The following is a 22,263-nucleotide window of genomic DNA, read 5'->3' as shown; positions in this document are numbered from 1 at the left end:
CCCGCCACCTCGTACCGGAGGCGGCGGGCTCTGTCACGTGCCGGGGCGGAACATGCGGCGGGGGCCCTGCTCGACGCGGGCCGTCGGGGGACCGACGCGCACCTGGGCGCCGGCGACGACCAGCGACCGGCCGCCGTGCCAGGCGTCGGCCGGGCCGACGATGACCGGCTCCAGGTTCAGCGCCAGCACCTCCGGCAGGTCGTCGGCCAACCGGGCCACCCGCAGCAGCAGGTCCTCCAGCGCCGCGGTGTCCACCGGCGCGCTCCCCCGGTAGCCGTCCAGCAGCGGGAACGCCCGCGGGCTGCGCACCAGCTCGGCGGCGTCGGAGTCGGTCAGCGGCAGGGTGCGGAAGGCGCGGTCGCCGAGCAGGTCGGTGGCCACCCCGCCGACCCCGAAGCTCACCAGCGCGCCGAAGGACGGGTCGTCGACGACCTGCACCACCGTGCCCACCCCCGGCGCGGCCTGCTCCTGCACGATCACCGGGTCCCCGGACGGGATCGCGGCGTAGGCGGCCCGCACGTCCTCGGCGTCGGCCAGGTCGAAGCGCATGCCGCCCAGGTCGCGGCGGTCCCGCAGCCACGGCGCGGTCGACTTCAGCACCACCGGGTAGCCGATCTCCTCGGCCGCGGCCACCGCCGCCTCGACGTCGGTCACCCGCCGGGTGCCCAGCATCGGCACGCCGTAGGCACCGAGCAGCTGCATCGTCTCGGTGTCGGTGAGCTCCCGGCCCGCCGGGGTCCCGGCCAGCGCGGACTCCACGACCGCCCGCCCGGTCGCCTCCTGCACGTCGTCCAGCTCGGGCACCACCCCGACCGGACGGCGCCGCCAGCGGGCGTACTCGGCCACCCTGGCCAGCGCGATCACCGCCCGCTCCGGGGTGGAGAACGACGGCACCGACCCGCGCGCGGGCATGCCGTCCTCGCCGCGGAGGGCCAGCTCGTCGGGGATGCCCTCGGTGGACAGGAAGTTGGCCACCAACGGCTTGGCCGACCCCGCCGACACCTCGCGCAGCACCCGGCCGAAGGGCTGCTCGCCGCGCAGCAGCGGGGGCAGGAACACCGCGACCACCGCGTCGACGCCGTCGTCGTCCAGGGCGGTCTGCAGCGCGGCGCGGAAGTCTTCCGGGCTCGCCTGGGTGCCGATGTCGACCGGGCGCTCGTGCGCCAGCTCCAGCCCCTGCTCCAGGACGGCGTCGGCGACCAGCACGCCCATGGCGGTGGAGTTGCCGACGACGGCGACCCGGTCACCGGCCGGCAGCGGCTGGTGGGCCAGCAGCGTGCCGACGTCGAAGAGCTGGGCGAGGGTCTCCACCCGGATCACCCCGGCCGAGGCGAACAGCGCGGCCACCGACTGCTCCGGGACGGCGACGCTGGTGCCGGCGAGCCCGGCGGTCATCCCGACGTGCCGACCGCTCTTGACCGCGACCACCGGCTTGGTGCGCCCGACCGCGCGGGCCAGCCGGGCGAACTTGCGCGGGTTGCCGAAGCTCTCCAGGTGCAGCAGCACCACCTCGGTGCCCGGGTCGGTGGCCCAGTACTGCAGCAGGTCGTTGCCGCTGACGTCGGCGCGGTTGCCGGCGGAGACGAAGCTGGACAGCCCGATGCCCCGGCCGCGGGCCCGCTCCAGCAGCGCCACGCCCAGCGCGCCGGACTGCGCGAAGAAGCCCACCCGCCCGCGTCCCGGGACGTCGGGGGCGAGGCTGGCGTTGAGGTGCACGCCCGGGTCGGTGTTGACCACGCCCAGGCAGTTGGGCCCGACGACGCGCATGCCCGAGGCCCGGGCGGAGGCGACCAGCGCCCGCTCGGCGGCCAGCCCCTCGGGACCGGTCTCGCCGAAGCCGCCGGAGATGACCACCAGCCCGTGGACGTTCTTGCGCCGGCAGGCCTCGACCACCGCAGCGACCTCGTCGGCCGGCACGGCGAGGACGGCGAGGTCGACGTCGTCGGGGATCGACTCGACGTCGGCGTACGCCGGGACGCCGCGGACGTGCCGCACCGCCGGGTTGACCGGGTAGATCGGGCCGGCGAACCCGTAGCCGAGCAGGTTGTGCAGCACGGCGTACCCGACCTTGGCCGGGTCGTTGCTGGCCCCGATGACGGCCACCGAGCCGGGGTTGAGCAGCCGGCCGATGGAGCGGGACTCGCTGCGCTGCTCCCGCTCGTGCACCACGGCCAGCGACTGCTCGGTGGGCGCGATCGGGAAGGTCAGGTGCACGACGCCGTCCTCGTAGGACCGGGCCGCGGCGTACCCGGCGTCGCGGAACACCCGGACCATCGCGCCGTTCTGGCTCAGCACCTCGGCGACGAAGCGGGTGATGCCGCGTTCGCGCGCGGCGGCCGCCAGGTGCTCCAGCAGCACCGAGCCCAGGCCGCGCCGCTGGTGGGCGTCCTCGATGAGGAAGGCGACCTCGGCCTCGTCGGTGCCCGGCGTGCGGTCGTAGCGGCCCACGCCGATGAGGTGGTCCCCCAGCAGCACGACGAAGGCGACCCGGTCGTCGTGGTCGACGTGGGTGAACCGGTACAGGTCCTTGGCCGACAGCTGCCGGACCGGACCGAAGAAGCGGTAGTACCGGGTCTGGTCGGAGCTGCGCTCCATCAGCCCGACGATGCCGTCGGCGTCCTCCGGGGTGATCGGCCGCAGGTGCACCGTCCCCCCGTCGGACGCCACCACGTCGGCCTCCCACCGCGGCGGCGCGACGGGGGTGGCAGTCGTTTCCTCGTTCACAGGGCCTCCCGGCCACCTCGTAGGGGCCCGCCACGAGCGTGCGAGTGGTGGGGGGCGAGATGGTCCTTAGTCACGGGGGTCGTCCGGGTCCAGTCCGAAGTACGGGAAGGACGCCTTGCGGGTGCGCATGATCGCCTGGTCGACGCGGTTCTCGGTGAACGGGTCCCAACGGGACCACCCCACGTAGCCGCCCTCGGTCATGGTGTCGGGCGGGGTGATGCGCAGCCCCCGGCCGCGGACGTCGTCCTGCCAGCTCTGCGGGATCTCCGTGCCCGGCTCCAGCCGGTCACCGCCGGCCTCGGCGATCAGGTGGGTCCAGGCCCGGGGCACGCAGCGGACCAGGCCGTAGCCCCCGCCGCCCAGGGCGATCCACCGGCCGTCGCACAGCTCGTGGGCCAGGTCGTGCACGGCCCGGTAGGAGGCGCGCTGCCCGTCGACGGTGAGCGCGAGGTCGGCGAGCGGGTCCTCGTGGTGGGCGTCGCAGCCGCACTGGGTGACCAGGATCTGCGGCCGGAAGGCCCGCACCACGCTGGGCACCACGGCGTGGAAGGCCCGCAGCCAGCCCGAGTCGTCGGTGCCGTTGGGCAGCGCCAGGTTGACCGCGCTGCCCAGGGCCTTGCCCGGGTCGCCGGTCTCCTCGGGGAAGCCGGTGCCCGGGAAGAGCGTGAGCGGGGTCTGGTGGACGCTGACGGTGAGCACCCGCGGGTCGTCGTAGAACGCGGTCTGGACGCCGTCGCCGTGGTGCACGTCGAGGTCGACGTAGGCGATCCGCTCCCAGCCCTGCCCGAGCAGCCAGGCGATCGCGACCGCGGCGTCGTTGAAGACGCAGAAGCCCGAGGCGGCCCCGCGCATGGCGTGGTGCATGCCGCCGGCGATGTTGACCGCGTGCTGGGCCCGGCCGGAGGAGACCAGCTCGGCGGCCAGCACGCTGCCGCCGGTGATCAGCGCGGCGGCGTCGTACATGCCGGGGAAGACCGGGTTGTCCGGCGGCCCGAGGCCGTGGCCGGCGTCGTCGGGGCGCTCCGGCGCGCGCCGCACGGCCTCCAGGTAGGCCGGGTCGTGGACCAGGGTGAGCAGGTCGGGGCCGGCCGCGGTCGGGGCGGTGACCGACAGCCGCGGCCCGGCCAGCACGCCGAGGGTGTCGGCCAGCCGCATGGTGAGGTCCAGCCGCACCGGGTGCATGGGGTGCTCACCGCCCCACGTGTAGCCCAGCAGGGCGTCGTCCCAGACGACGGTGACCGAGTCGCTCATCGCTCCCCCGGCCCCGTCGCGGCGCCGGGTGGGACCGGCGCGGTGCTCCTCGTCGAGCAGGCGGGCTGCGTCACCGGACCGACGCTACCGGTGGGCGCGCCAGCCCGCGGGGTGCTCGGTCGTGGCGACAGCCCCGCTCGGTGGTCCCGCTCGGTGGTCCCGCTCGGTGGTCCTGGCCTCGTAGACTCGGGGGACCTGACGGAGGAGTGAGTGTGAACGACCTCATCGACACCACGGAGATGTACCTCCGGACCATCTTCGAGCTCGAGGAAGAGGGCATCGTCCCGCTGCGGGCACGGATCGCCGAGCGCCTGCACCAGAGCGGCCCGACCGTGAGCCAGACGGTGGCCCGGATGGAGCGCGACGGTCTGCTCACCGTGCAGGGCGACCGGCACCTGCAGCTGTCCGACGAGGGCCGTGCGCTGGCCACCGCGGTCATGCGCAAGCACCGGCTGGCCGAGTGCCTGCTCGTCGACGTGATCGGCCTGGACTACGCCGACGTGCACGAGGAGGCCTGCCGCTGGGAGCACGTGATGAGCGAGGCGGTGGAGCGCAAGCTGCTGAGCTTGTTGAACAACCCGACAGTGTCGCCCTTCGGCAACCCGATCCCCGGGCTCGACGCCCTGGGCGGGGACACCTCGGCCGTGCTCGACGCGCTCACGCTGCTCTCGACCAGCGCGACGCCCGAGGGCACGAAGGTCGTCGTGCGCCGGATCAGCGAGCAGCTGCAGGAGGACGCCGCCCTGCTGCGCTCCATGGCCGACCAGGGCGTGCGCCCCGGCTCCACCGTGACGGTCTCGCTGGCCAACGGCACCGTGCTGGTCGACGGCGTCGCGCTGCAGCCCGGCGTCGCCCAGCACGTGTTCGTCAGCGCGGTCGACGAGGAGCTCACGCCGGTCGAGGCCGCCGAGGCGGTCGCCGCCGTCTCCTGAGCGAGGACCCGGCCGCCCACCCCTGCAGCTGTGCCGTACCGAGAGCCGCGACCCCCACCGGGGCCGCGGCTCTCGTCGTACACGGCAGCGAAAGATGCTGAGCCGGGCTCACGACCGGTCACTAGGCTCGGGGCGACCCTCCTGACCAGCTGAAGAGAGAAGGCCCCGGTGAGCGACTCCCCCGCGCCGACCGAGCAGGACGAGGACACCGCGCCGCCCAGCCCGTTCCACCGGCTGGCCGACTTCGTCGCGCTCCCCCGGCTGGGCGGCCTCGCCCTCTCCCCCGACGGCAGCCGGCTGGTCACCTCGGTGGCCACCCTGGACGCCGAGGGGAAGACGTGGCAGTCCGCGCTGTGGGAGGTCGACCCCGCCGGTCAGCGGCCCGCGCGCCGGCTGACCCGCGGCGCGGCCGGGGAGTCGAGCCCGGTCTTCGCCCCCACCGGCGAGCTGCTGTTCACCTCCGCCCGCCCCGACCCGGCGGCCGGCAAGGACGCCGGGGAGCCGAAGCCGGCACTGTGGGCGCTGTCGCCCGAGGGCGGTGAGGCCCGGCTGGTGCTCAGCCGGTCCAGCGGCGTCTCCGGCGTGGCCGTGGCCGCCGACAGCGGCGACGTCGTGGCCGTGACCTCCGTGGTGCCCGGCGCGGCCGACGCAGAGGCCGACGAGCAGCGCCGCAAGGCCCGCACCGACGCCGGGATCACCGCCCTGCTGCACGAGAGCTACCCGGTGCGCTCCTGGGACCATGACCTGGGCCCGGCCTTCCCGCACGTGTTCTGGGTCGGTCACGTCCCCGCCGAGTCCGCGCCGGCACCGGAGTGGCGCGACCTGACCCCCGACGCCGGCCCGCCCGCCGGAGCCGGGGACGACCTGGCGATCTCCCCCGACGGCCGCTTCGTCGTGCGCAGCGAGGACGTGCCCGACGGCCCCGCCGGCCGACGCTCCCGGCTGGTGCTGACCCAGGTGGCGACGGGCACGACCCGGGTGCTGGTCGACGACCCGCAGGCCGACGTCTTCGCCCCGGCCTTCTCCCCCGACTCCACCCAGGTGGTGTGCGTGCGCGAGTCCGCCTCCACCTACGCCGAGCCGCCGGACTACACGCTGCTGCTGGTCGACGTCGCGACGGCCGCGACCCGCGACCTCACCGCCGGCTTCGATCGCTGGCCGGGCTCGCCGCAGTTCTCCGCCGAGGGCACCGCGGTGTTCTTCCTGGCCGACGACGACGGCCGGCACGCCCTGTACCGGGTCGAGCTCGCCGGCGGGGCGCCGGTGCGGCTGACCGACGCCGGTGCCTTCAGCGACCTGCAGGTCGCCCGCGACGGCAGCGCGCTGTACGCCCTGCGCTCGGGCTACGACCTCCCGGCCGCACCGGTGCGGCTGGACCCGACGGCCACCGGCCAGGACCCCGCTCCGCTGCCCAACCCCGGCACGATCAGCGCCTTCCCCGGCACGCTGCGCGAGCTGGACGCCACCGCTCCCGACGGCACCCGGGTCCAGTCCTGGCTGGTGCTGCCCGAGGGCGCCAGCGAGACGAGCCCGGCGCCGCTGGTGCTGTGGGTGCACGGCGGGCCGCTGATGAGCTGGAACTCCTGGTCGTGGCGCTGGACGCCGTGGGTGCTGGCCGCCCGGGGCTACGCGGTGCTGCTGCCCAACCCGGCGCTGTCGCAGGGCTTCGGGCAGGACTTCGTCCGGCGCGGCTGGGGCGAGTGGGGCGGGCACCCCTACACCGACCTGATGGCCGCGGTCGACGCCGCGGAGGCGCTGCCGGAGATCGACCGGACACGGACGGCGGCGATGGGCGGCTCGTTCGGTGGCTACATGGCCAACTGGATCGCCACCCAGACCGACCGGTTCGCCGCGATCGTCACCCACGCCAGCCTGTGGCACCTGGACAGCTTCGGCGGCACCACCGACTCCGCGTTCTACTGGGAGCGGGAGTTCGGGGACCCGCTGACCGAGCCACGGCGCTACGACCAGAACTCCCCGCACCGCTACGCCGACGCCATCCGGACGCCGATGCTGGTCATCCACGGCGACAAGGACTACCGCGTGCCGATCGGCGAGGGCCTGCGGCTCTGGTACGACCTGCAGAAGCGCGGGGTGCCCTCGAAGTTCCTGTACTTCCCCGACGAGAACCACTGGGTCCTGACGCCGGGGAACGCAGCGGTCTGGTACGAGACCGTGCTCGCCTTCCTCGGCCAGCACGTCCTCGGTGCGGACTGGCAGCGCCCCGAGCTGCTCTGACCCACCCGACGCACCGGCCGCGCCCTCCGGCCCGGCCGGTGCGTCAGCGGTCTGCACCCGAGGGGCCGGCGGCCTCGCGGATCACCTGGCGCACCACCGCCGGGGGCAGGCAGGCGTCCAGCGCGGTCCGCAGCAGCCCGGCGAGGGTGTAGCTCGGCTCGCTGCCCAGCGCCCGGTCCAGCGCGACGTTGGCCAGCGCGCCGTCCCCGCGCAGCCACGCGCTGACCGCCAGCAGGGTCGCCGGCGCGGCGTCGAGCGGGGCCGGTGCCCGGCGGGTGAGCTCGGTCCACACCGCCTCCGCACCCGGCGCGGACTCCCCCAGGGCCAGGGTCAGCGCCCGGTCCCGCAGGTCGGCGTCGCGCAGCCCCCACGCCAGCCGGGCGACCTGCCGGTCCGACAGACGCGGGGCCCGCGCCGTCCCGGCCCCGTGCACGGCGGTGAGGACGGCGTCCCAGCCCTCCTCGGCCACGGCGTCCCAGCCCCGCTCCGCGGTCGCGGCGGCCAGCTCGTCGCCCACCTCGTCGCAGGCCCAGGCCATCCCCGCCGAGCGGGTGGGGGCGATGCGGGCGGCGAGGGCGGTTCGGTCGGCCTCGACCACCGTGCCGTGCACCACCGCGGCGACGGCCAGGTCGCTGGTGCCGCCGGGCAGCGGGGTGCCCGCGCCGGGCGCGCAGCAGGAGCCGGAGCAGTCGTAGGACCACCAGCGGCCCCGGCGGACCAGCAGCGCGTCGCGCACCGGCACCCGGTGGGCGTGGAAGCCGAGCACCGCCTCGCGCACCAGCGTGCGGTGCGGGAGCCCGGCGGCGCCGTCGTCGTCCTCGGAGACCACCACCAGCACGACGGCGGTGGGGTCGTCGGTGCGCACCGACCGGGCCAGGTCGCCCGCCAGCGACCCGTGGTGTCCCGGCGGCGGCAGGTCCACCCGGGCGGTGAGCCCCACGGTCATCGGCTCCTGCCCGCGCAGGCTGACCACCACCAGCGACTCCTCGGGCGGGAAGCCGAGCAGGTGCGGCAGCCCGGCGGCCAGCGCCCCGGGGTCGGCGAGGCGGACGGTGGGCTGCGGGTCCAGGTCGGTCATGCCACGACCCTGGGCCGGGCGGGGCCGCGGGAGGGCGGGACCGGGGCGGTCGTGGACGCGACCACCCGATGTGGACGACGGCGGGCGTCAGTCCAGCGCGGTGTGCTGGTGGTCGTAGGCCTGCTGCAGCAGCTGGGCCAACGCGGCCGGGTCCTGGCCACCGCCGCCGGTCGCGTCGGTCACCGTCAGGCTGACCAGCCGGTCGCCGTCCAGCGCCATGCCGAGCTGCACCGGCACGGTCAGCGCCTGCCCGTCCGGCCCGGTGAGCGACAGCGACATGGTCAGCGCCGCCGAGCCGTCGCCGAGGTCGGGCACCTCCAGCGGGGCGAAGGTGACCGTGGCGGTGCCGATCTGCGGCGCGGTGATGGTGGCCTCCGGGCAGTCGGCCAGGCTCTGGTCGAGGTCGTCGAGCGAGCCGGCCACCGACGGGCCCGCCACGAGCACCTCGGCGACGGCGGTGCTGCCGGTCTGCGCGGTCTGCGCGGCCAGCCCGGTGACGTCGTCGAGCCCGGGCTGGACCCCCTCGACCGCCGGCGCGCACTCCTCCGGGGTGACGGTCAGGCCCGCCAGCTCGCCGAGGCCACCGCCGAGCTGCCCCTGCTGGGCGAGCACCTGCTCACCGGTGATCGGCGTGACCTGGGTCCGCGGGCCGAACGCCTCGGCGGGGAGCAACCCGGCCGAGAGGTCCTCGGGTGCCGCCGCGTCCTCGCTGGTCGGTGCCGGGGCCGGGCTGGAGACGCTCGCGGCCGGCGAGGCCGAGCCCGCCACCTCCGAGCTGCACCCGGCCAGCGCGGCGACGCCGAGCAGCCCGGCGGTGAGGAGCCCGACGGAGCGCCGGCGGTGCCGGGGAGCAGTGGCCACGGCCGGACCCTACGACCGGACCGCCGGCCCGGGCGAGCTCCCCCACCCGGCCAGGTGGTCCACCGCGGCGCCCGGCCACCGGCACCGCGGTGGACGACGGCACCGGGTGCCGACCACCCCGGTCACGGGGTGTGCGTCCGCGTCGACCACCACGCCCACGCCACCAGGACCGGCTGGAAGAGCAGGCGCAGGGCACGCTTCGCGTCGGTGTCCAGCCCGAAGGCGTCCCGGTGCTCGGTGAGCTGGGCGATGTTGCCCGGGAGGACCGCGACGAAGAACAGCGCCGCCAGCAGGCCGATCCGGCGCTGCTCCCGCGGCAGGACGGCCAGGACCACCCCCAGCCCGATCTCCACCACCCCCGACATCAGCACCACCTCGTCGACGTCCAGCGGCACCCAGGGCGGGACCTGCGCGCGGAAGTCCTCGCGGGCGAAGGTCAGGTGGCTGGTGCCGGCGAACACGAGCGCGCCGCCGAGGGCGACGCGGGCCACCGACCGCAGCCGGGTGTGGCTGACCGAGCGGGTCATCGGGACTCCAGGGGACCGGGGGGACCCAGGCACCGGGTGCCGGCCCTGGTCCCCCGTCCTGCCCGGCGCTGCGCCGGGGCATGCGCCCGCGCCGTCCCGGCCGCGTACCAGGTGGCCGAGCAGGTGTCCCTCCTCACCGACCACGCCGGCGCCGCGGGACCGTCTGGTTAGAGTCCGGGCATGGGACGGTCGCTCCGGGTCGCGCTGCTGTCCTACCGCTCCAAGCCGCACGGCGGCGGGCAGGGCGTCTACGTCCGGGCGCTGTCCCACGAGCTCCGCCAGCTCGGCCACCGGGTCGAGGTGTTCAGCGGCCAGCCCTACCCCGAGCTGGTCGACGGGGTGCCGCTGACCCGGGTGCCGAGCCTGGACCTCTACCGGGAGCCCGACCCCTTCCGCACACCGCGGCCCGGTGAGTTCTCCGGCGTCCTCGACGTGGCCGAGTGGGCCACGATGTGCACCGCCGGCTTCCCCGAGCCGCTGACGTTCAGCCTCCGCGCCGCCCGGCTGCTGGGCCCCCGCGCGGGCGACTTCGACCTGGTGCACGACAACCAGTCGCTGGGCTACGGCCTGCTGCAGCTGCGCCGGCGCGGGCTGCCCACGGTCGCCACGGTGCACCACCCGGTGCAGATCGACCGCGACCTGGAGCTGGCCGCCGCGACCAGCCGGCGCACCCGGCTGCAGCTGCGCCGCTGGTACGGCTTCACCGCCATGCAGGCCCGGGTCGCCCCGAGGCTGGACGGCATCACGACCGTCTCGGAGAGCTCCCGGCGGGACGTCGGGACGCACCTGGGCGTGCCCGCGGCGGGCGTCCGGGTGATCCCGGTGGGCATCGACCCGGCGGTGTTCACGCCCCCGCCCGGCACCGCCCGCCGGGACGCCGACCACGTCGTGGTGACCACCAGCGCCGACGTCCCGCTCAAGGGGCTGGTGCACCTGCTGGAGGCGGTCGCCAAGCTGCGCACCGAGCGCGACGTCCGGCTGACCGTGGTCGGCACCGCCCGCCCCGGCGGGCCGGCCGCGACCGCGCTCGACCGGCTGGGCATCGCCGACGCGGTGCGGTTCACCGGGCCGATCCCGACCGAGGAGCTGGTGGCGCTGCTGCAGACCGCGACCGTCGCCGCCGTCCCGTCGCTGTACGAGGGCTTCTCACTGCCCGCGGTGGAGGCGATGGCGTGCGGCACGCCGCTGGTCACCACCGACGGCGGCGCGCTGCCCGAGGTCGTCGGCACGCACGCCGGCGTCCAGGTGCCGGCCGGGGACGTCGGCCGGCTGGCCGAGGCGCTGCAGCTGGTGCTCGACCACCCGACGTTCGGCGAGCAGCTGGGCCGCGCCGGGCGGGCCCGGGTGCTCAGCCACTACACCTGGCGGCGCACCGCCGAGCGCACCGCCGAGTGGTACGCCGACGTGCTGGACCGGCGCGCCTGATGCTCACCGTCGACTACGACCTGCTCGGCGTCCGGCCCGGGATGCGGGTGCTCGACCTGGGCTGCGGCGAGGGCCGGCACGCCTTCGAGGCCTACCGCCGCGGCGCCGACGTGCTCGCCGTCGACTGGGGGCAGCACGAGGTCGCCACCACCGCGCAGTGGCTGGGCGCGATAGCCGCCGCCGGGGAGGCGCCCGCGGGTGCCCGGGCCGCGGTCGCCCGTGGTGACCTGCGGGCGCTGCCGGTGCCCGACGCCAGCGTCGACCGGGTGATCGCCTCGGAGGTGCTCGAGCACATCGTCGACGACCAGACGGCGATCGCGGAGATCGCCCGGGTGCTGCGGCCCGGCGGCCGGGTCGCGGTCACCGTCCCCCGGTACGGGCCGGAGCGGGTCTGCTGGGCGCTGTCGGACAGCTACCACGCCAACTCCGGCGGCCACATCCGGATCTACCGCGGCGACCAGCTCTCCGAGCGGCTGTCCGCCGCGGGGCTGCGGCCCACCGACACCCACCACGCGCACGCCCTGCACGCGCCCTACTGGTGGCTCAAGTGCGCCGTCGGCGTCGACCGGGAGAACGTGCTGACGAGGGCCTACCACCGCGTGCTGGTCTGGGACCTGATGAAGCGTCCGTGGCCGACCCGCACCGCCGAGCGGCTGCTGGACCCGCTGCTCGGCAAGTCGTTCGTCGTCTACGCCGACAAGCCGGCGTGACCGACCTCCCCGAGGTGCCCGGCGTCCTCGGCGCCGACCAGCTGCGGACGACGGTGGCCGCGATCGCCGCCGAGCAGGCCGGCGACGGCGCGCTCCCCTGGTACCGCGGCGGGCAGCTGGACGCCTGGGACTCCGTCGAGGCGGCGATGGCCCTGGACGTCGGCGGCGAGCACGACCGCGCCCTGGCCGCCTACGGCTGGCTGGCCCGGCACCAGCGCCCCGACGGCTCGTGGGCCGCGGAGTACCGGGACGGCGCCGTCACCGCGCCGGCCGCGGAGAGCAACCACGCCGGGTACCTCGCCGTCGGCGTCTGGCACACCTGGCTGTGCACTCAGGACGCCGCCGCGGTCGACCGGCTGTGGCCCGCCGTGCGCCGCGCGCTGGACCTGGTCACGGCGATGCAGCTGGTCAGCGGGGCGGTCAGCTGGGCACTGCGCCCCGACGGGACCCCCGACGACACCGCGCTGCTGACCGGCAACGCCAGCCTGCACCAGGCGTTGCGGTGCGGCATCGCGCTGGCCGGCCTGGTCGGTGAGCCGCAGCCGGACTGGGACCTCGCCGCCACCGAACTGGGCACCGCGCTGCGCGAGCGGCCCGCGGCCTTCGCCGACCGGTCGCGGTGGTCGATGGACTGGTACTACCCGGTGCTGGCCGGCGCGCTGACCGGGCCGGCGGCCGACGCCCGGCTCGCCGCCGGCTGGGACACCTTCGTCGTCCCGGGCGCGGGCGTGCGGTGCGTCGCCGACCGCCCGTGGGTGACCGGCGCGGAGACCTGCGAGCTGGCGCTCGCGCTGACCGCCGTCGGCCGCCGGGACGACGCGGCCGCGCAGCTGGCCGCGATGCAGCACCTGCGGGCCGGCGACGGGTCGTACTGGACCGGCCTGGTGCTCACTGACGGCGTCCGCTGGCCGGTCGAGCGCACCACCTGGACGGCGGCCGCGGTCGTCCTGGCCGCCGACGCGATCGCCGGCACCGGCCCCGCCGCCGGGCTGTTCGCCGACCCGGCCGCGCTGGACCGCCCGGCCCGGGAGGCGCGGGACCGGCCTGGGAAGATCGCCGGGTGATCACCCCGCCGGAGCCCGCCGAGGTGACGTGCGTGATCGCCAGTCGCAACCGCCGCGACGACCTGCTCGACAGCCTGCCCCGGCACGAGGCGCCCGTCGTCCTGGTCGACAACGCCTCCACCGACGACACCGTCGCCGCCGTCGCCCGGGCGCACCCCGAGGTGACCGTCGTCCCGCTGCCGGAGAACGTCGGCGCGGTCGCCCGCACCATCGGCGTCGCGCACGCCGGCACCCCGTTCGTGGCCTTCACCGACGACGACTCCTGGTGGGCGCCCGGCGACCTGGCCCGCGCGGTCGAGGTGATGCGCGCCCACCCGCGGCTCGGGCTGCTGGCCGCGCGGATCCTCGTCGGCCCGGAGGACCGGCTGGACCCGGTGTGCACGGAGATGGCGCAGAGCCCGCTGCGCCGCGAGCCCGACCTGCCCGGCCCCTCGCTGCTGGGCTTCGTCGCCTGCGCGGCACTGGTGCGGGTCGAGGCGTTCACCGCCGTCGGCGGCTTCGACGAGGTGGTGCGCTTCCCCGGCGAGGAGGAGCGGGTCGCCCTGGACCTGGCCGCGTCCGGCTGGGGGCTGGCCTACGTCGACGAGGTCACCGTGCACCACCACCCCTCGCCGCGCCGCGACACGAACGCCGTCCGGCAGACCGGCATCTGGCGCAGCCGGGTGCTCACCGCACTGATGCGCTACCCGCTGCCGGCGCTCGCCGGGCAGCTGCTGCGGGCCGCGCGGGCCGGGCGACCCGGCGTCCGGGGGCTGGCCGGCGCCGTCCCCCGGGTGCCGGCCGCGCTGCGGGCCCGCCGGGTCCTGCCCACCACCGTCATGACCGGAGTCCGGGAGCTGCAGGGATGACCGACCACACCCCCGATCCGCGGGTCGCCGTCGTGGTGATCACGCACAACCGGCGCGAGGAGCTGCTGCTGGCCCTGACCCGGCTGCGCGAGCTGCCCGAACAGCCGCACGTGGTGGTCGTCGACAACGGCTCCGCCGACGGCACCGCCGCGGCCGTGCTGCGCGACCACCCGTGGGTCGAGCTGATCGCCAGCGACGAGAACCTGGGTGCGGTCGGCCGCAACCTCGGCGTCGCCCGGCTGCAGACCCCCTACGTGGCCTTCTGCGACGACGACACCTGGTGGGACCCGGGCTCGCTGCGCGCCGCCGCCGATGCCCTCGACGCCCACCCCCGGCTGGCGGTGATCACCGCGCGCATCCTGGTCGAGCCCGGCGGCGTCGAGGACCCGATCGTCGTTGAGCTGCGCGACTCCCCCGTCGTCGGCGCGGACTGGCTGCCCGGTCCCGCGCTGGGCAGCTTCCTGGCCGGGGCCAGCGTGCTGCGCCGGGAGGCGTTCAACGAGGTCGGCGGCTTCAGCGCCCGGCTGTGGCTGGGGGGCGAGGAGGAGCTGATGGCCGGTGACCTCGCCGCCCGCGGCTGGGAGCTGTGCTACCTGGAGCACCTGACCATCCACCACCAGGCCAGCACCGCCCGCGACCCGCACAAGCGCCGCGCCGACGGCATCCGCAACACCCTCTGGACGACGTGGCTGCGCCGTCCGCTGCGGCCCGCGCTGCGCCGCACCGTGCACCTGCTGCGCACCGTCCCGCGCGACCAGGTCACCGCAACCGGGCTGGTGCGGGCCGTGCGCGGGCTGCCGTGGGTGCTCCGCGAACGGCAGGTGCTCCCCCCGCACGCCGAGGCCCGGTTCGCCGCCCTCGAGGACGCCCAGCGGAAGTCGACCGCCCGCCGCTACGTGAGCTGACGCCCGCGCCTGTTGATCATGGGCGTGTCGCCATCCGACCCGCGGTGGACGGCGTGTCCCGCGGCCAGCCGCCCGTGATCAACGCCGGGGGCGAGCTCACCGGCGGGCGGGGCGGCTCGCGCAGGTGATGCAGGTGCGGGCCTGCGGGCGGGCGGCCAGGCGCTCCGAGGCGATCGGCTGCCCGCAGGAGTCGCAGGTGCCGTAGTCGCCGGCCTCGGCGCGGGCCAGCGCGGCGTCGACGTCGGCGAGCCGCTGCTGCGCCTGGGCGATGAGCGCGGCGACCTGCTGGCGCTCGAAGGCGATCGTGGCGCCCTCCGGGTCGTGCTCGTCGTCGGCGTTGGACGACCGCGACGCGTCCACCACCTCGTCGAACTCGCGGGTGAGCGCGGCGATCTGGGCGAGCGTCTCCGCCCGCGTGCGGGCCAGCGCATCGGCAGCGGTCACCGCCCCATCGTCCTCCGCTGCAGCTGATGGAGTCCCAGCGCTCGGAGAACGATGCGCTGGGACTCCATCAGCGGGTGTCAGCGGGCGTCAGCGGGACGTCGGCCGGGTGTCAGCGGCGGCGCGCACCGTCGTCGGCAGACCCCACCGAGGAGGACCCATGGAGAACAACATCGAGGCCGAGGGCCTCGTCCTGCACTACGGCTCCACCCGCGCCCTGGACGGCGTCGACCTGTCCGCCCCCGCCGGCACCGTGCTCGGCGTGCTGGGCCCCAACGGCGCCGGCAAGACCACCGCCGTCCGGGTGCTGGCCACCCTGCTGCGCGCCGACGCCGGCACCGCCCGGGTCGCCGGCCACGACGTCGCCCGCGAGCCCCAGGCGGTGCGCGAGCAGATCGGGCTCACCGGTCAGTACGCCTCGGTCGACGAGGACCTCACCGGCCGGCAGAACCTGGTGATGATCGGCCGGCTGCTGGGCTTCAGCCGCCCCGAGGCGCACGCCCGGGCCACCGACCTGCTCGCCCGCTTCAGCCTCACCGACGCCGGCGGCCGCCCGGCCAAGACCTACTCCGGGGGCATGCGCCGCCGCCTCGACCTGGCCGCGAGCCTGGTCAACCGGCCGAAGGTGCTGTTCCTCGACGAGCCCACCACCGGCCTGGACCCGCGCAGCCGCAACGAGGTCTGGGACACCGTCCGCGGCCTGGTCGACGACGGCACCACCGTGCTGCTGACCACGCAGTACCTGGAGGAGGCCGACGAGCTCGCCGACGACATCGTCGTGTTCGACGCCGGCAAGGTCGTCGCCCGCGGCACGAGCGACGAGCTCAAGCACCGCACCGGCGCCCAGACGCTCACCGCGCGTCCCCGCGACCGCCGGGACTCCCCCGTCGTCCTGCAGGTGCTCGAGCAGGTGACCGGGGCGGTCCCGACCACCGACGGCCGCGGCACCTCCTCGGTGCCGGTGCCCAGCGAGGCGCTGCTCGGCGCCGTCCTCGACCAGCTCACCGTCCGCGGCGTCGCCGTCTCCGAGCTCGCCGTCCGGCTGCCCAGCCTGGACGACGTCTTCTTCGCCCTCACCGGCAGCTCCACCACCCCGACCCCGGAAGCGAGCCTGGCATGACCACGATGACCCCTCCCCGACCGACCGCACCGCTGCCCACTCGCGCGACCAGCGGCAACGCCCTGCAGCAGGCGCTCACCCTCGCCTGGCGCAACGTCGTCAAGACCCGGCGCCAGCCCGAGGCCCTGATGGACGTGAGCCTGCAGCCGATCATCTTCACGGTGCTGTTCGTGTTCGTCTTCGGCGGCGCGATCGCCGGCGACTGGCGCACCTACCTGACCTACCTGGTGCCCGGCATCCTGGTGCAGACGCTGATGTTCGCCACCGGTGGCATCGGCGTCGCGCTGAACAACGACATCACCAAGGGCGTCTTCGACCGGTTCCGCAGCCTGCCGATCGCCCGGTCCGCACCACTGATCGGCGCGGTGTTCGCCGACGTCGTCCGGTACCTGACGGCGACCGTGGTGCTGCTGGCCTTCACCTTCGCGCTGGGCTTCCGGACGACGCAGGGGCTGCCCGCCGTCGTGCTGGCGGTGGCTGTGGGCATCGGGTTCGCGATGTGCCTGTCCTGGGTCTTCGTCTGGATCGGCCTCAAGGTCCGCTCCGCCGGCGCGGTGCAGGGGGTCGGCTTCCTCGCCACCTTCCCGCTGACCTTCGGCAGCACCGCCCTGGTGCAGGCCGACACCCTGCCCGGCTGGCTGCAGGCCTTCACGAAGAACAACCCGGTGACCCACCTGATCGACACCGTCCGCGGGCTGCTGCTGGGCGGCCCGGTCGCCGAGCCGCTGGCCTGGACGGCGGGCTGGGGCGCGCTGCTGCTGGTGGTCTTCGTGCCGCTGGCGATGCGGGCCTACCGCCGCCGGGTCTGAGCCTCGCCCCCGGTGAACATCGCGCCCGGCCAGCCGCCGGTGTAGGTCACCCCCAGGTCGGCGAACACGTCGGCCCGGGAGGTGGCCGCACCGGCGGCGTGCCGGCGTTCCAGCTCCTCGGCACCGAGCGCGGCGCGCACGGCCCGCTCCACGACCAGTCCCGGCAGCCCGGCCAGGTCACGCCGCCCCCGGACGGCGGTGGCCCGCCCCAGCAGGGTCGCCGCCCGGCCGGGGTCGCCCTCGGCCAGGGCCAGCGCTGCGGCCGCCTGGAGCGTGATCGCCGCCACCGGCATGTCCGCCGCCATCCGCACCGCGAGGTCGACGGCGTCGGTCAGCTGCTCGGCCGCTTCGGTGAGCAGGGCGGGGTCCGCCCCTGCCGCGACCTGGAGGGCGAGGACGGTGACCAGTCCGCTCTGCACGGAGGACCTGATCTGCGGCGGCCCGGTGGTCACCGTCGCCAGCCGGGCCAGCGCGGACCGGTACCAGCGCTCGGCCTCGGCGAGCCGGCCGCCGAGCAGGGCCAGCTCGGCCAGACCGCCCTCGGCGAAGGACAGCAACATCCCGCCGTCGCCCTCCAGCTCGGCGCGCAGCTCGGCCAGGTCACGCCCGGCGCGCTCCTCCTCGCCACCGGCCGCCCGGACCAGCGCGAGCCGGACCCGCATCATCGGGGTGTCCTCGTGGGTGCCCAGCGCCTCGGAGAGCTCGATCGTCTCCTCGTAGGCGGCCACGGCGGCGGCGAGGTCGCCGTCGGTGGCGCGCAGCTGCGCGAGGGCCGCCGCGGTGATCGACCGGCCCCACCGGTCGCCGAGCCGGGTGAACTCCGCCCGGGCCAGCTGCAGGTCGGCGGCCAGCGTCTCGGGCTCGCCGTCGTTCTCCGCGACCTGGGCCCGCACGCCGTGCGCCATCGCCACCACCCACGGGTCGGGGTGCGTCTCCAGCCGGGACAGCGCGCCGTCCGTCCGGTCCCGCCCGGTGAACATCACCGCCATCGCCCACGAGACGGCGGCCGTCACGTCACCGGAGGCCCAGGTGTCCTCGTCGGGCAGGTCGGCGACCGCCTGCAACGCCGTCAGCGCCTGGACCCAGTCGCCGCCGTCGAGCTGCAGCATGGCGCCGAAGGCCAGGCAGGCCGTGCGCAGCGGCGGGGGCCCGCCGGGCAGCGTCACGACCTGCGACAGCCAGCGCGCGCCGGCGACCTGCATGCCGGAGAGGAACCAGTACCAGGTGAGCCGGCCGGCGAGGTGCACGGCGGCGTCGCCGTCCCGGGCGGTGACCAGCCGCTGGAGGACGGCGACCAGCCCGTCGTGCTCGGCGCGCAGCCGGTGCAGGGCCCCGAGCTGGTCGGCCCGCCGCAGCCGCGGCTCCAGCTCGTCGACCAGCCGCAGGCACCACGCCGTCTGCGCGGCCTCCACCGTGTCGCGCTCCCCGGCGGCGTCGAGCTGCTCGCCGCCGTAGGCCCGGATGGTCTCCAGCATCCGGTAGCGGACGCTGCCGTCGGAGCCCTCGGCGGCCAGCAGCATCGACTTCTCCACCAGCCCGGTCACCGCGTCGAGCACCGCACCGGCCGGCCAGCCGGGGTCGGCACAGACCACCTCGGCGGCGTCCAGGGCGGCGCCGCCGCTGAACACCGACAGCCGGCGGGCCACCGCGCGCTCGCGCTCGTCGAGGGCCTCCCAGCTCCACTCCACGACCGCGCGCAGCGTCTGGTGCCGGGGCAGCGCGACCCGGCTGCCCCCGGTGAGCAGGGAGAACCGGTCGTCGAGCCGGTCGGCGATCTGCTGCACCGACAGGCTGCGCAGCCGGGCAGCGGCGAGCTCCAGCGCGAGCGGCATCCCGTCCAGCCGGGTGCACACGTCCAGCACCGCGTCGAGGTTCGCGGCGGTGACGGTGAAGCCGGGCCGGACGGCAGCGGCCCGGTCGGCGAACAGCCGCACCACCGGGGTGCCCGCCGCGCCCTCGGCCCCGGCGTCGGGGACCTCCAGCGGGCCGACGGGCAGCACCGCCTCCCCGGGCACGCCCAGCGGCTCGCGGCTGGTGGTCAGCACCGACAGCGCCGGGCAGTGCGCGAGCAGGGTGTCGGTGAGCTCGGCGACCGCGGCCACCAGGTGCTCGCAGTTGTCCAGCACGAGCAGCGCGCGCCGCTCGGCGAAGGTCTCCCGCAGCCGGTCGCCGGCGTCGGCCAGGGTCGGCACCCGTTCCAGCGAGGTGCCCTCCCGCTGACCGACCGCGGCCAGCACCGCCGCCGGCAGCAGCCGGGCGTCGGCCACCGGGGCCAGCTCCACCCACCACACCCCGTCGGGGACGGCGGCCCGGCGGTGGTGCGCGGACTCCAGCGCCAGCCGCGTCTTGCCCGCCCCCCCGGGCCCCAGCAGGGTGACCAGCCGGCCGGCGTCCAGCAGCCGCTGCACCCCGGTGAGCTCGGCGTCCCGGCCGAGGAAGCTGGTCAGCGCGCTGCGCAGCGGCGTCCCACCCCGGGCCGGGACGGGCTCGGCGGCCTGCCCGCGCAACACCGCCAGCTGCTCGGCCTGCAGCGCCGGCGAGGGGTCCAGGCCGAGCTCGTCGGCGAGCCGGGCGCGGCAGCGGTCGTAGGCGGCCAGCGCGTCGGCCGGGCGGCCCAGCAGCCGCAGCGCCCGCACCTGCAGCACGCACAGCGGCTCACGCAGCGGGTGCTCGGTGACCAGCTGCTCCAGCTCGGCCAGCACCCCCGCCGGGTCGCCGAGCGTGAGGCCGGCGGCCAGCCGCTGCTCGGCGGCGGTCAGCCGCAGCTCGTCGAGACGCGCGGCCGGCGCCGCGGAGAAGACGAGGTCGCGCAGGTCGGCCAGCGCCGGGCCCCGCCACAGCCCCTCCGCCTCGGTCAGCAGCGCCACGACCTGCGCGGGGTCGGCTGCCCCGCGCGCCCGGGCGGCGAGCGCCTCGAACCGGCCCGCGTCGACCGCGTCGGCGGGCAGGTCGAGCAGGTAGCCGTGCGCCTGCGCGCGCAGCGACAGCTCCGGCGCCGCGCGGCGCAGCCGGGAGACCAGCGCCTGCAGCGCGTTGCCGGGCGCGGCCGGCGGGTCGGCGTCCCAGACGGCCTCGACCAGGGTGTCCAGCCCCACCACCCGGCCCGGCTCCAAGGCCAGCCGGGCGAGCAGCGCCCGCGCGCGCGGCCCACCGACGTCCACCGCTCGGCCACCGGCGTCGCGGACGACGACCGGGCCGAGCAGGCAGACCGAGAGGGGCACGACCGACATGATCTCCCGGACGCCGCTCAGGCCGACGTGCGGCGCAGCAGACGCAGCGAGCCGGTGCCCGGCAGCTCGGTGAACTGCCCCGAGGCGAGCACCCTGGAGTACACGCCGAACGGGGCCTGGCCACCGTCGGCCGGGTCCGGGAACACGTCGTGGACGGCGAGGGTGCCGCCGACGGCGACCTTCGCGACCCAGGCGTCCTGGTCGCGGCGGGCGCTCTCCTCGGTGTGGCTGCCGTCGAGGAACAGCAGCGCCAGCGGGGTCGACCACAGCGGGGCGAGCAGCTCCGACCGAGTGACGACGGCGACCACGACGTCCTCCGCGCCGGCGTGGGCGATGGTGCGGCGGAAGCCGGGCAGGGTGTCGATCCGCCCCACCAGCGGGTCGACCAGCTCGGCCTGGTGGTACTCCCAGCCGGGCTGGTGCTCCTCGGAACCGCGGTGGTGGTCGACGGTGACCACCTGCCGGTGCGTCTCGCGGGCCGCGGCGGCCAGGTAGAGCGCGGACTTGCCCAGCCAGCTGCCGATCTCCAGCAGCGGCCCGGGCACGGTCACCGCCCGCGCCGCCTCGTAGAGGGCCCGCCCCTCCTCGGGTGGCATGAAGCCGGGGGCGGCGGCCGCGGCGGCCAGCAGGTCGGCGGTCACCGCGGGTCCCGGGGGCGCGGCGTCGTCCCACGGCCGAGGTCGTCCGGGGTCGGCGGGTCGGCCGGCCGGCGTCCGGCGGGGTGGCCGCCGGGACGGCGGGTGGCCTGTCCCGTCGCGGTCGACGGACCGGACACCGTGGTGGCGGCGGCCCGGGCGGCGGGTGCAGGGACCGGTTCCTCCGCCGGGGTGGCGGCGGAGGCCGCGGTGGCCACCAGGGCGCCGATCAGGGTGGTCACCGGGACGGCCAGCACCAGCGCGACGCCGGCCACCAGCGTGCCGATCACCTGCTCGCCGACCTCGGAGCCGGTGAGCGTGGTCCAGAACGGCCGCTGGTACAGCTCGAACAGCATCAGCAGCGGGAGCGAGGCGCCGGCGTAGGCGAAGACGATCGTGTAGACCGTCGAGGCGATGTGGTCGCGGCCGATCGCCATGCCGCGGCGGAAGAGCTGCAGCCAGCCGGCCTGCGGCGAGGCCTCGTGCAGCTGCCAGACCGCCGAGGCCTGGGTGATCGTGACGTCGTTGAGGATGCCCAGCCCGGCGACCACGAGGGCGGCCAGCACCAGCCCGGAGAAGTCCAGCGTCGGGTCGAACTGCAGCAGCTGCACCGCCTCCTCGCTGGAGAACCCGGTGAGCCGGGCCGCGGCCACCGCCGCCGCACCCAGCACCGCCGACAGGGCCAGCCCGAAGAGGGTGCCCAGCAGCGCCGTCGTCGTCCGGGCGGAGAAGCCGTGCGCCAGGTACAGGACGACGAACATGATCGTCGAGGAGCCGACCAGGCTGACCCAGATCGGCGAGCCGCCGGCCAGCAGGCCCGGCAGCATGAAGGTCAGCAGGACGGCAAAGGCGAAGCCGAGCCCGAGCAGGGCGAGCAGGCCGCGCAGCCGGGCGACCGCGCCGACGATGGCGGTGAAGGCGATCGCCAGCACGACGATCGGGGTGCCGCGCGGGAAGTCCTGGAAGGTGTAGCCCGGGGCGCCGGTCTCGATGCCGGGATCACGGTTGAGCACCAGCTCGTCGCCCTCGGCGACCCCCTCGGCCACCACCTCCGGGGGCAGCTCGACCTGCACGTAGTCACCGGCGCTGTCGCCCTCGGCGACGACCATCACCGCGCGGGCGCAGGTCTGGGCCGGGGCGTTGCCGGTGGCCTCGGCGCACTCGTAGGTCTCCAGCGAGGCGATCGTGGCCTCGGGGTAGGTGGTGCCCGGCGGCAGGAAGGAGGCCGCCGCCTGCTGGGCCGCGGTCTGCTCGCTCTGCGGCCACAGCGTCACCAGGCCGACGAGGGTGGCGATCCCGATCGGGACGAGCACGTAGAGCATCAGCCGGACCGCCCGGCGCCGTCGGGCCATCGCCAGCGGGTCGAGCGGGAGGGCCTCGCCGTCGGGTCCGGTGACGGGTCCGTGGCTGTGGGTGTGGGCCGGCACGCGGTCAGGCTAGGCCGCCCGCGCGCCGGCACCGGGGA

The 22,263-nt window shown here is 76.2% G+C and carries 18 protein-coding genes; 9 read left to right on the top strand and 9 right to left on the bottom strand.

Annotated elements, in window-relative coordinates; translation table 11 throughout:
• Positions 1-33 precede the first annotated feature (33 nt).
• Positions 34-2,724, bottom strand: coding sequence for a GNAT family N-acetyltransferase (locus GCU67_RS01465; protein WP_163609307.1), 2,691 nt, complete (start codon positions 2,722-2,724; stop codon positions 34-36).
• A gap of 66 nt (positions 2,725-2,790) precedes the next feature.
• Complete coding sequence (locus GCU67_RS01460) at positions 2,791-3,975, bottom strand: acetoin utilization protein AcuC (protein ID WP_163609306.1); 1,185 nt, start codon at positions 3,973-3,975, stop codon at positions 2,791-2,793.
• Positions 3,976-4,187: 212 nt separating this feature from the next.
• Between GCU67_RS01460 and GCU67_RS01455 the strand changes: the two genes are divergently transcribed.
• Together GCU67_RS01455 and GCU67_RS01450 are read left to right on the top strand one after the other, a co-directional pair.
• Entirely contained in the window at positions 4,188-4,907 is a 720-nt protein-coding gene (locus tag GCU67_RS01455) for an iron-dependent transcriptional repressor DtxR (protein WP_163609305.1), read from the top strand.
• Between the two features lie 168 nt (positions 4,908-5,075).
• Entirely contained in the window at positions 5,076-7,145 is a 2,070-nt protein-coding gene (locus GCU67_RS01450) for an alpha/beta fold hydrolase (RefSeq protein WP_163609304.1), read from the top strand.
• A gap of 43 nt (positions 7,146-7,188) precedes the next feature.
• Here GCU67_RS01450 and GCU67_RS01445 read toward each other — a convergent pair whose 3' ends face one another.
• The 3 genes from GCU67_RS01445 to GCU67_RS01435 all read right to left on the bottom strand — a co-directional run bounded on the left by GCU67_RS01445 (position 7,189) and on the right by GCU67_RS01435 (position 9,611).
• The gene (locus GCU67_RS01445) at positions 7,189-8,223 is read right to left on the bottom strand and encodes a DUF4192 domain-containing protein (protein ID WP_163609303.1); all 1,035 of its coding nucleotides are present in this window, start codon (positions 8,221-8,223) and stop codon (positions 7,189-7,191) included.
• Between the two features lie 87 nt (positions 8,224-8,310).
• A complete protein-coding gene (locus tag GCU67_RS01440; protein ID WP_163609302.1) occupies positions 8,311-9,084 on the bottom strand; it encodes a hypothetical protein in 774 nt (257 codons plus the stop codon).
• 122 nt (positions 9,085-9,206) lie between these two features.
• Complete coding sequence (locus GCU67_RS01435; RefSeq protein WP_163609301.1) at positions 9,207-9,611, bottom strand: DoxX family protein; 405 nt, start codon at positions 9,609-9,611, stop codon at positions 9,207-9,209.
• Positions 9,612-9,791: 180 nt separating this feature from the next.
• Here GCU67_RS01435 and GCU67_RS01430 point away from each other — a divergent pair, with 180 nt between their 5' ends.
• Genes GCU67_RS01430 through GCU67_RS01410 form a run of 5 tightly spaced genes read left to right on the top strand, consistent with a single transcriptional unit; the run spans position 9,792 to position 14,563 of the window.
• Positions 9,792-11,036, top strand: coding sequence for a glycosyltransferase family 4 protein (locus GCU67_RS01430; protein WP_163609300.1), 1,245 nt, complete (start codon positions 9,792-9,794; stop codon positions 11,034-11,036).
• Positions 11,036-11,746 (top strand): class I SAM-dependent methyltransferase, encoded by a 711-nt coding sequence (locus tag GCU67_RS01425; protein ID WP_163609299.1) that lies wholly within the window; start codon positions 11,036-11,038, stop codon positions 11,744-11,746. The genes GCU67_RS01430 and GCU67_RS01425 overlap by 1 nt, the downstream gene beginning before the upstream one ends.
• Positions 11,743-12,810: a prenyltransferase/squalene oxidase repeat-containing protein gene (locus tag GCU67_RS01420; protein WP_163609298.1), complete on the top strand. Its 1,068-nt coding sequence runs from the start codon at positions 11,743-11,745 to the stop codon at positions 12,808-12,810. The genes GCU67_RS01425 and GCU67_RS01420 overlap by 4 nt, the downstream gene beginning before the upstream one ends.
• Before the next feature lie 32 nt (positions 12,811-12,842).
• Entirely contained in the window at positions 12,843-13,658 is an 816-nt protein-coding gene (locus GCU67_RS01415; protein WP_338104695.1) for a glycosyltransferase family 2 protein, read from the top strand.
• Positions 13,655-14,563, top strand: a complete 909-nt coding sequence (locus tag GCU67_RS01410; RefSeq protein ID WP_163609297.1) for a glycosyltransferase family 2 protein — start codon at positions 13,655-13,657, stop codon at positions 14,561-14,563. Before GCU67_RS01415 ends, GCU67_RS01410 begins: the two co-directional genes overlap by 4 nt.
• Before the next feature lie 96 nt (positions 14,564-14,659).
• On the opposite strand, the gene GCU67_RS01405 is transcribed toward GCU67_RS01410, so the two are convergent.
• Positions 14,660-15,007 carry a TraR/DksA C4-type zinc finger protein gene (locus GCU67_RS01405; RefSeq protein WP_163609296.1) on the bottom strand — a complete coding sequence of 116 codons (348 nt, stop codon included), beginning with the start codon at positions 15,005-15,007 and terminating at the stop codon, positions 14,660-14,662.
• 157 nt (positions 15,008-15,164) lie between these two features.
• Between GCU67_RS01405 and GCU67_RS01400 the strand changes: the two genes are divergently transcribed.
• Together GCU67_RS01400 and GCU67_RS01395 are read left to right on the top strand one after the other, a co-directional pair.
• On the top strand, positions 15,165-16,124 hold the full coding sequence (locus GCU67_RS01400; protein WP_163609295.1) for an ATP-binding cassette domain-containing protein: 960 nt from the start codon (positions 15,165-15,167) through the stop codon (positions 16,122-16,124).
• Positions 16,121-16,933 (top strand): ABC transporter permease, encoded by an 813-nt coding sequence (locus GCU67_RS01395; RefSeq protein ID WP_163609294.1) that lies wholly within the window; start codon positions 16,121-16,123, stop codon positions 16,931-16,933. Before GCU67_RS01400 ends, GCU67_RS01395 begins: the two co-directional genes overlap by 4 nt.
• On the opposite strand, the gene GCU67_RS01390 is transcribed toward GCU67_RS01395, so the two are convergent.
• The 3 genes from GCU67_RS01390 to GCU67_RS01380 are packed head-to-tail and all read right to left on the bottom strand — an operon-like array spanning position 16,915 to position 22,225.
• Positions 16,915-20,154, bottom strand: coding sequence for a BTAD domain-containing putative transcriptional regulator (locus tag GCU67_RS01390; RefSeq protein ID WP_163609293.1), 3,240 nt, complete (start codon positions 20,152-20,154; stop codon positions 16,915-16,917). The two genes, GCU67_RS01395 and GCU67_RS01390, sit on opposite strands and share 19 nt — an antisense overlap.
• Before the next feature lie 26 nt (positions 20,155-20,180).
• Positions 20,181-20,804: a class I SAM-dependent methyltransferase gene (locus GCU67_RS01385; protein WP_163609292.1), complete on the bottom strand. Its 624-nt coding sequence runs from the start codon at positions 20,802-20,804 to the stop codon at positions 20,181-20,183.
• Positions 20,801-22,225 (bottom strand): YibE/F family protein, encoded by a 1,425-nt coding sequence (locus GCU67_RS01380; protein WP_338104694.1) that lies wholly within the window; start codon positions 22,223-22,225, stop codon positions 20,801-20,803. Before GCU67_RS01380 ends, GCU67_RS01385 begins: the two co-directional genes overlap by 4 nt.
• Positions 22,226-22,263: the final 38 nt, after the last annotated feature.

Origin of the sequence: Modestobacter muralis (assembly GCF_010682105.1) — a bacterium.
GTDB lineage: Bacteria > Actinomycetota > Actinomycetes > Mycobacteriales > Geodermatophilaceae > Modestobacter > Modestobacter muralis.
Note: the sequence above shows the minus strand (reverse complement) of the source record. Positions and strands in the feature narration are given on the sequence as shown.

Bases quoted from the DNA above. Each gene is read 5' to 3' on its own strand.
- GCU67_RS01460 (WP_163609306.1), bottom strand. From the start codon at position 3,975: ATGAGCGACTCGGTCACCGTCGTCTGGGACGACGCCCTGCTGGGCTAC.
- GCU67_RS01445 (WP_163609303.1), bottom strand. From the start codon at position 8,223: ATGACCGACCTGGACCCGCAGCCCACCGTCCGCCTCGCCGACCCCGGG.
- GCU67_RS01435 (WP_163609301.1), bottom strand. From the start codon at position 9,611: ATGACCCGCTCGGTCAGCCACACCCGGCTGCGGTCGGTGGCCCGCGTC.
- GCU67_RS01430 (WP_163609300.1), top strand. From the start codon at position 9,792: ATGGGACGGTCGCTCCGGGTCGCGCTGCTGTCCTACCGCTCCAAGCCG.
- GCU67_RS01425 (WP_163609299.1), top strand. From the start codon at position 11,036: ATGCTCACCGTCGACTACGACCTGCTCGGCGTCCGGCCCGGGATGCGG.
- GCU67_RS01410 (WP_163609297.1), top strand. From the start codon at position 13,655: ATGACCGACCACACCCCCGATCCGCGGGTCGCCGTCGTGGTGATCACG.
- GCU67_RS01400 (WP_163609295.1), top strand. From the start codon at position 15,165: ATGGAGAACAACATCGAGGCCGAGGGCCTCGTCCTGCACTACGGCTCC.
- GCU67_RS01395 (WP_163609294.1), top strand. From the start codon at position 16,121: ATGACCACGATGACCCCTCCCCGACCGACCGCACCGCTGCCCACTCGC.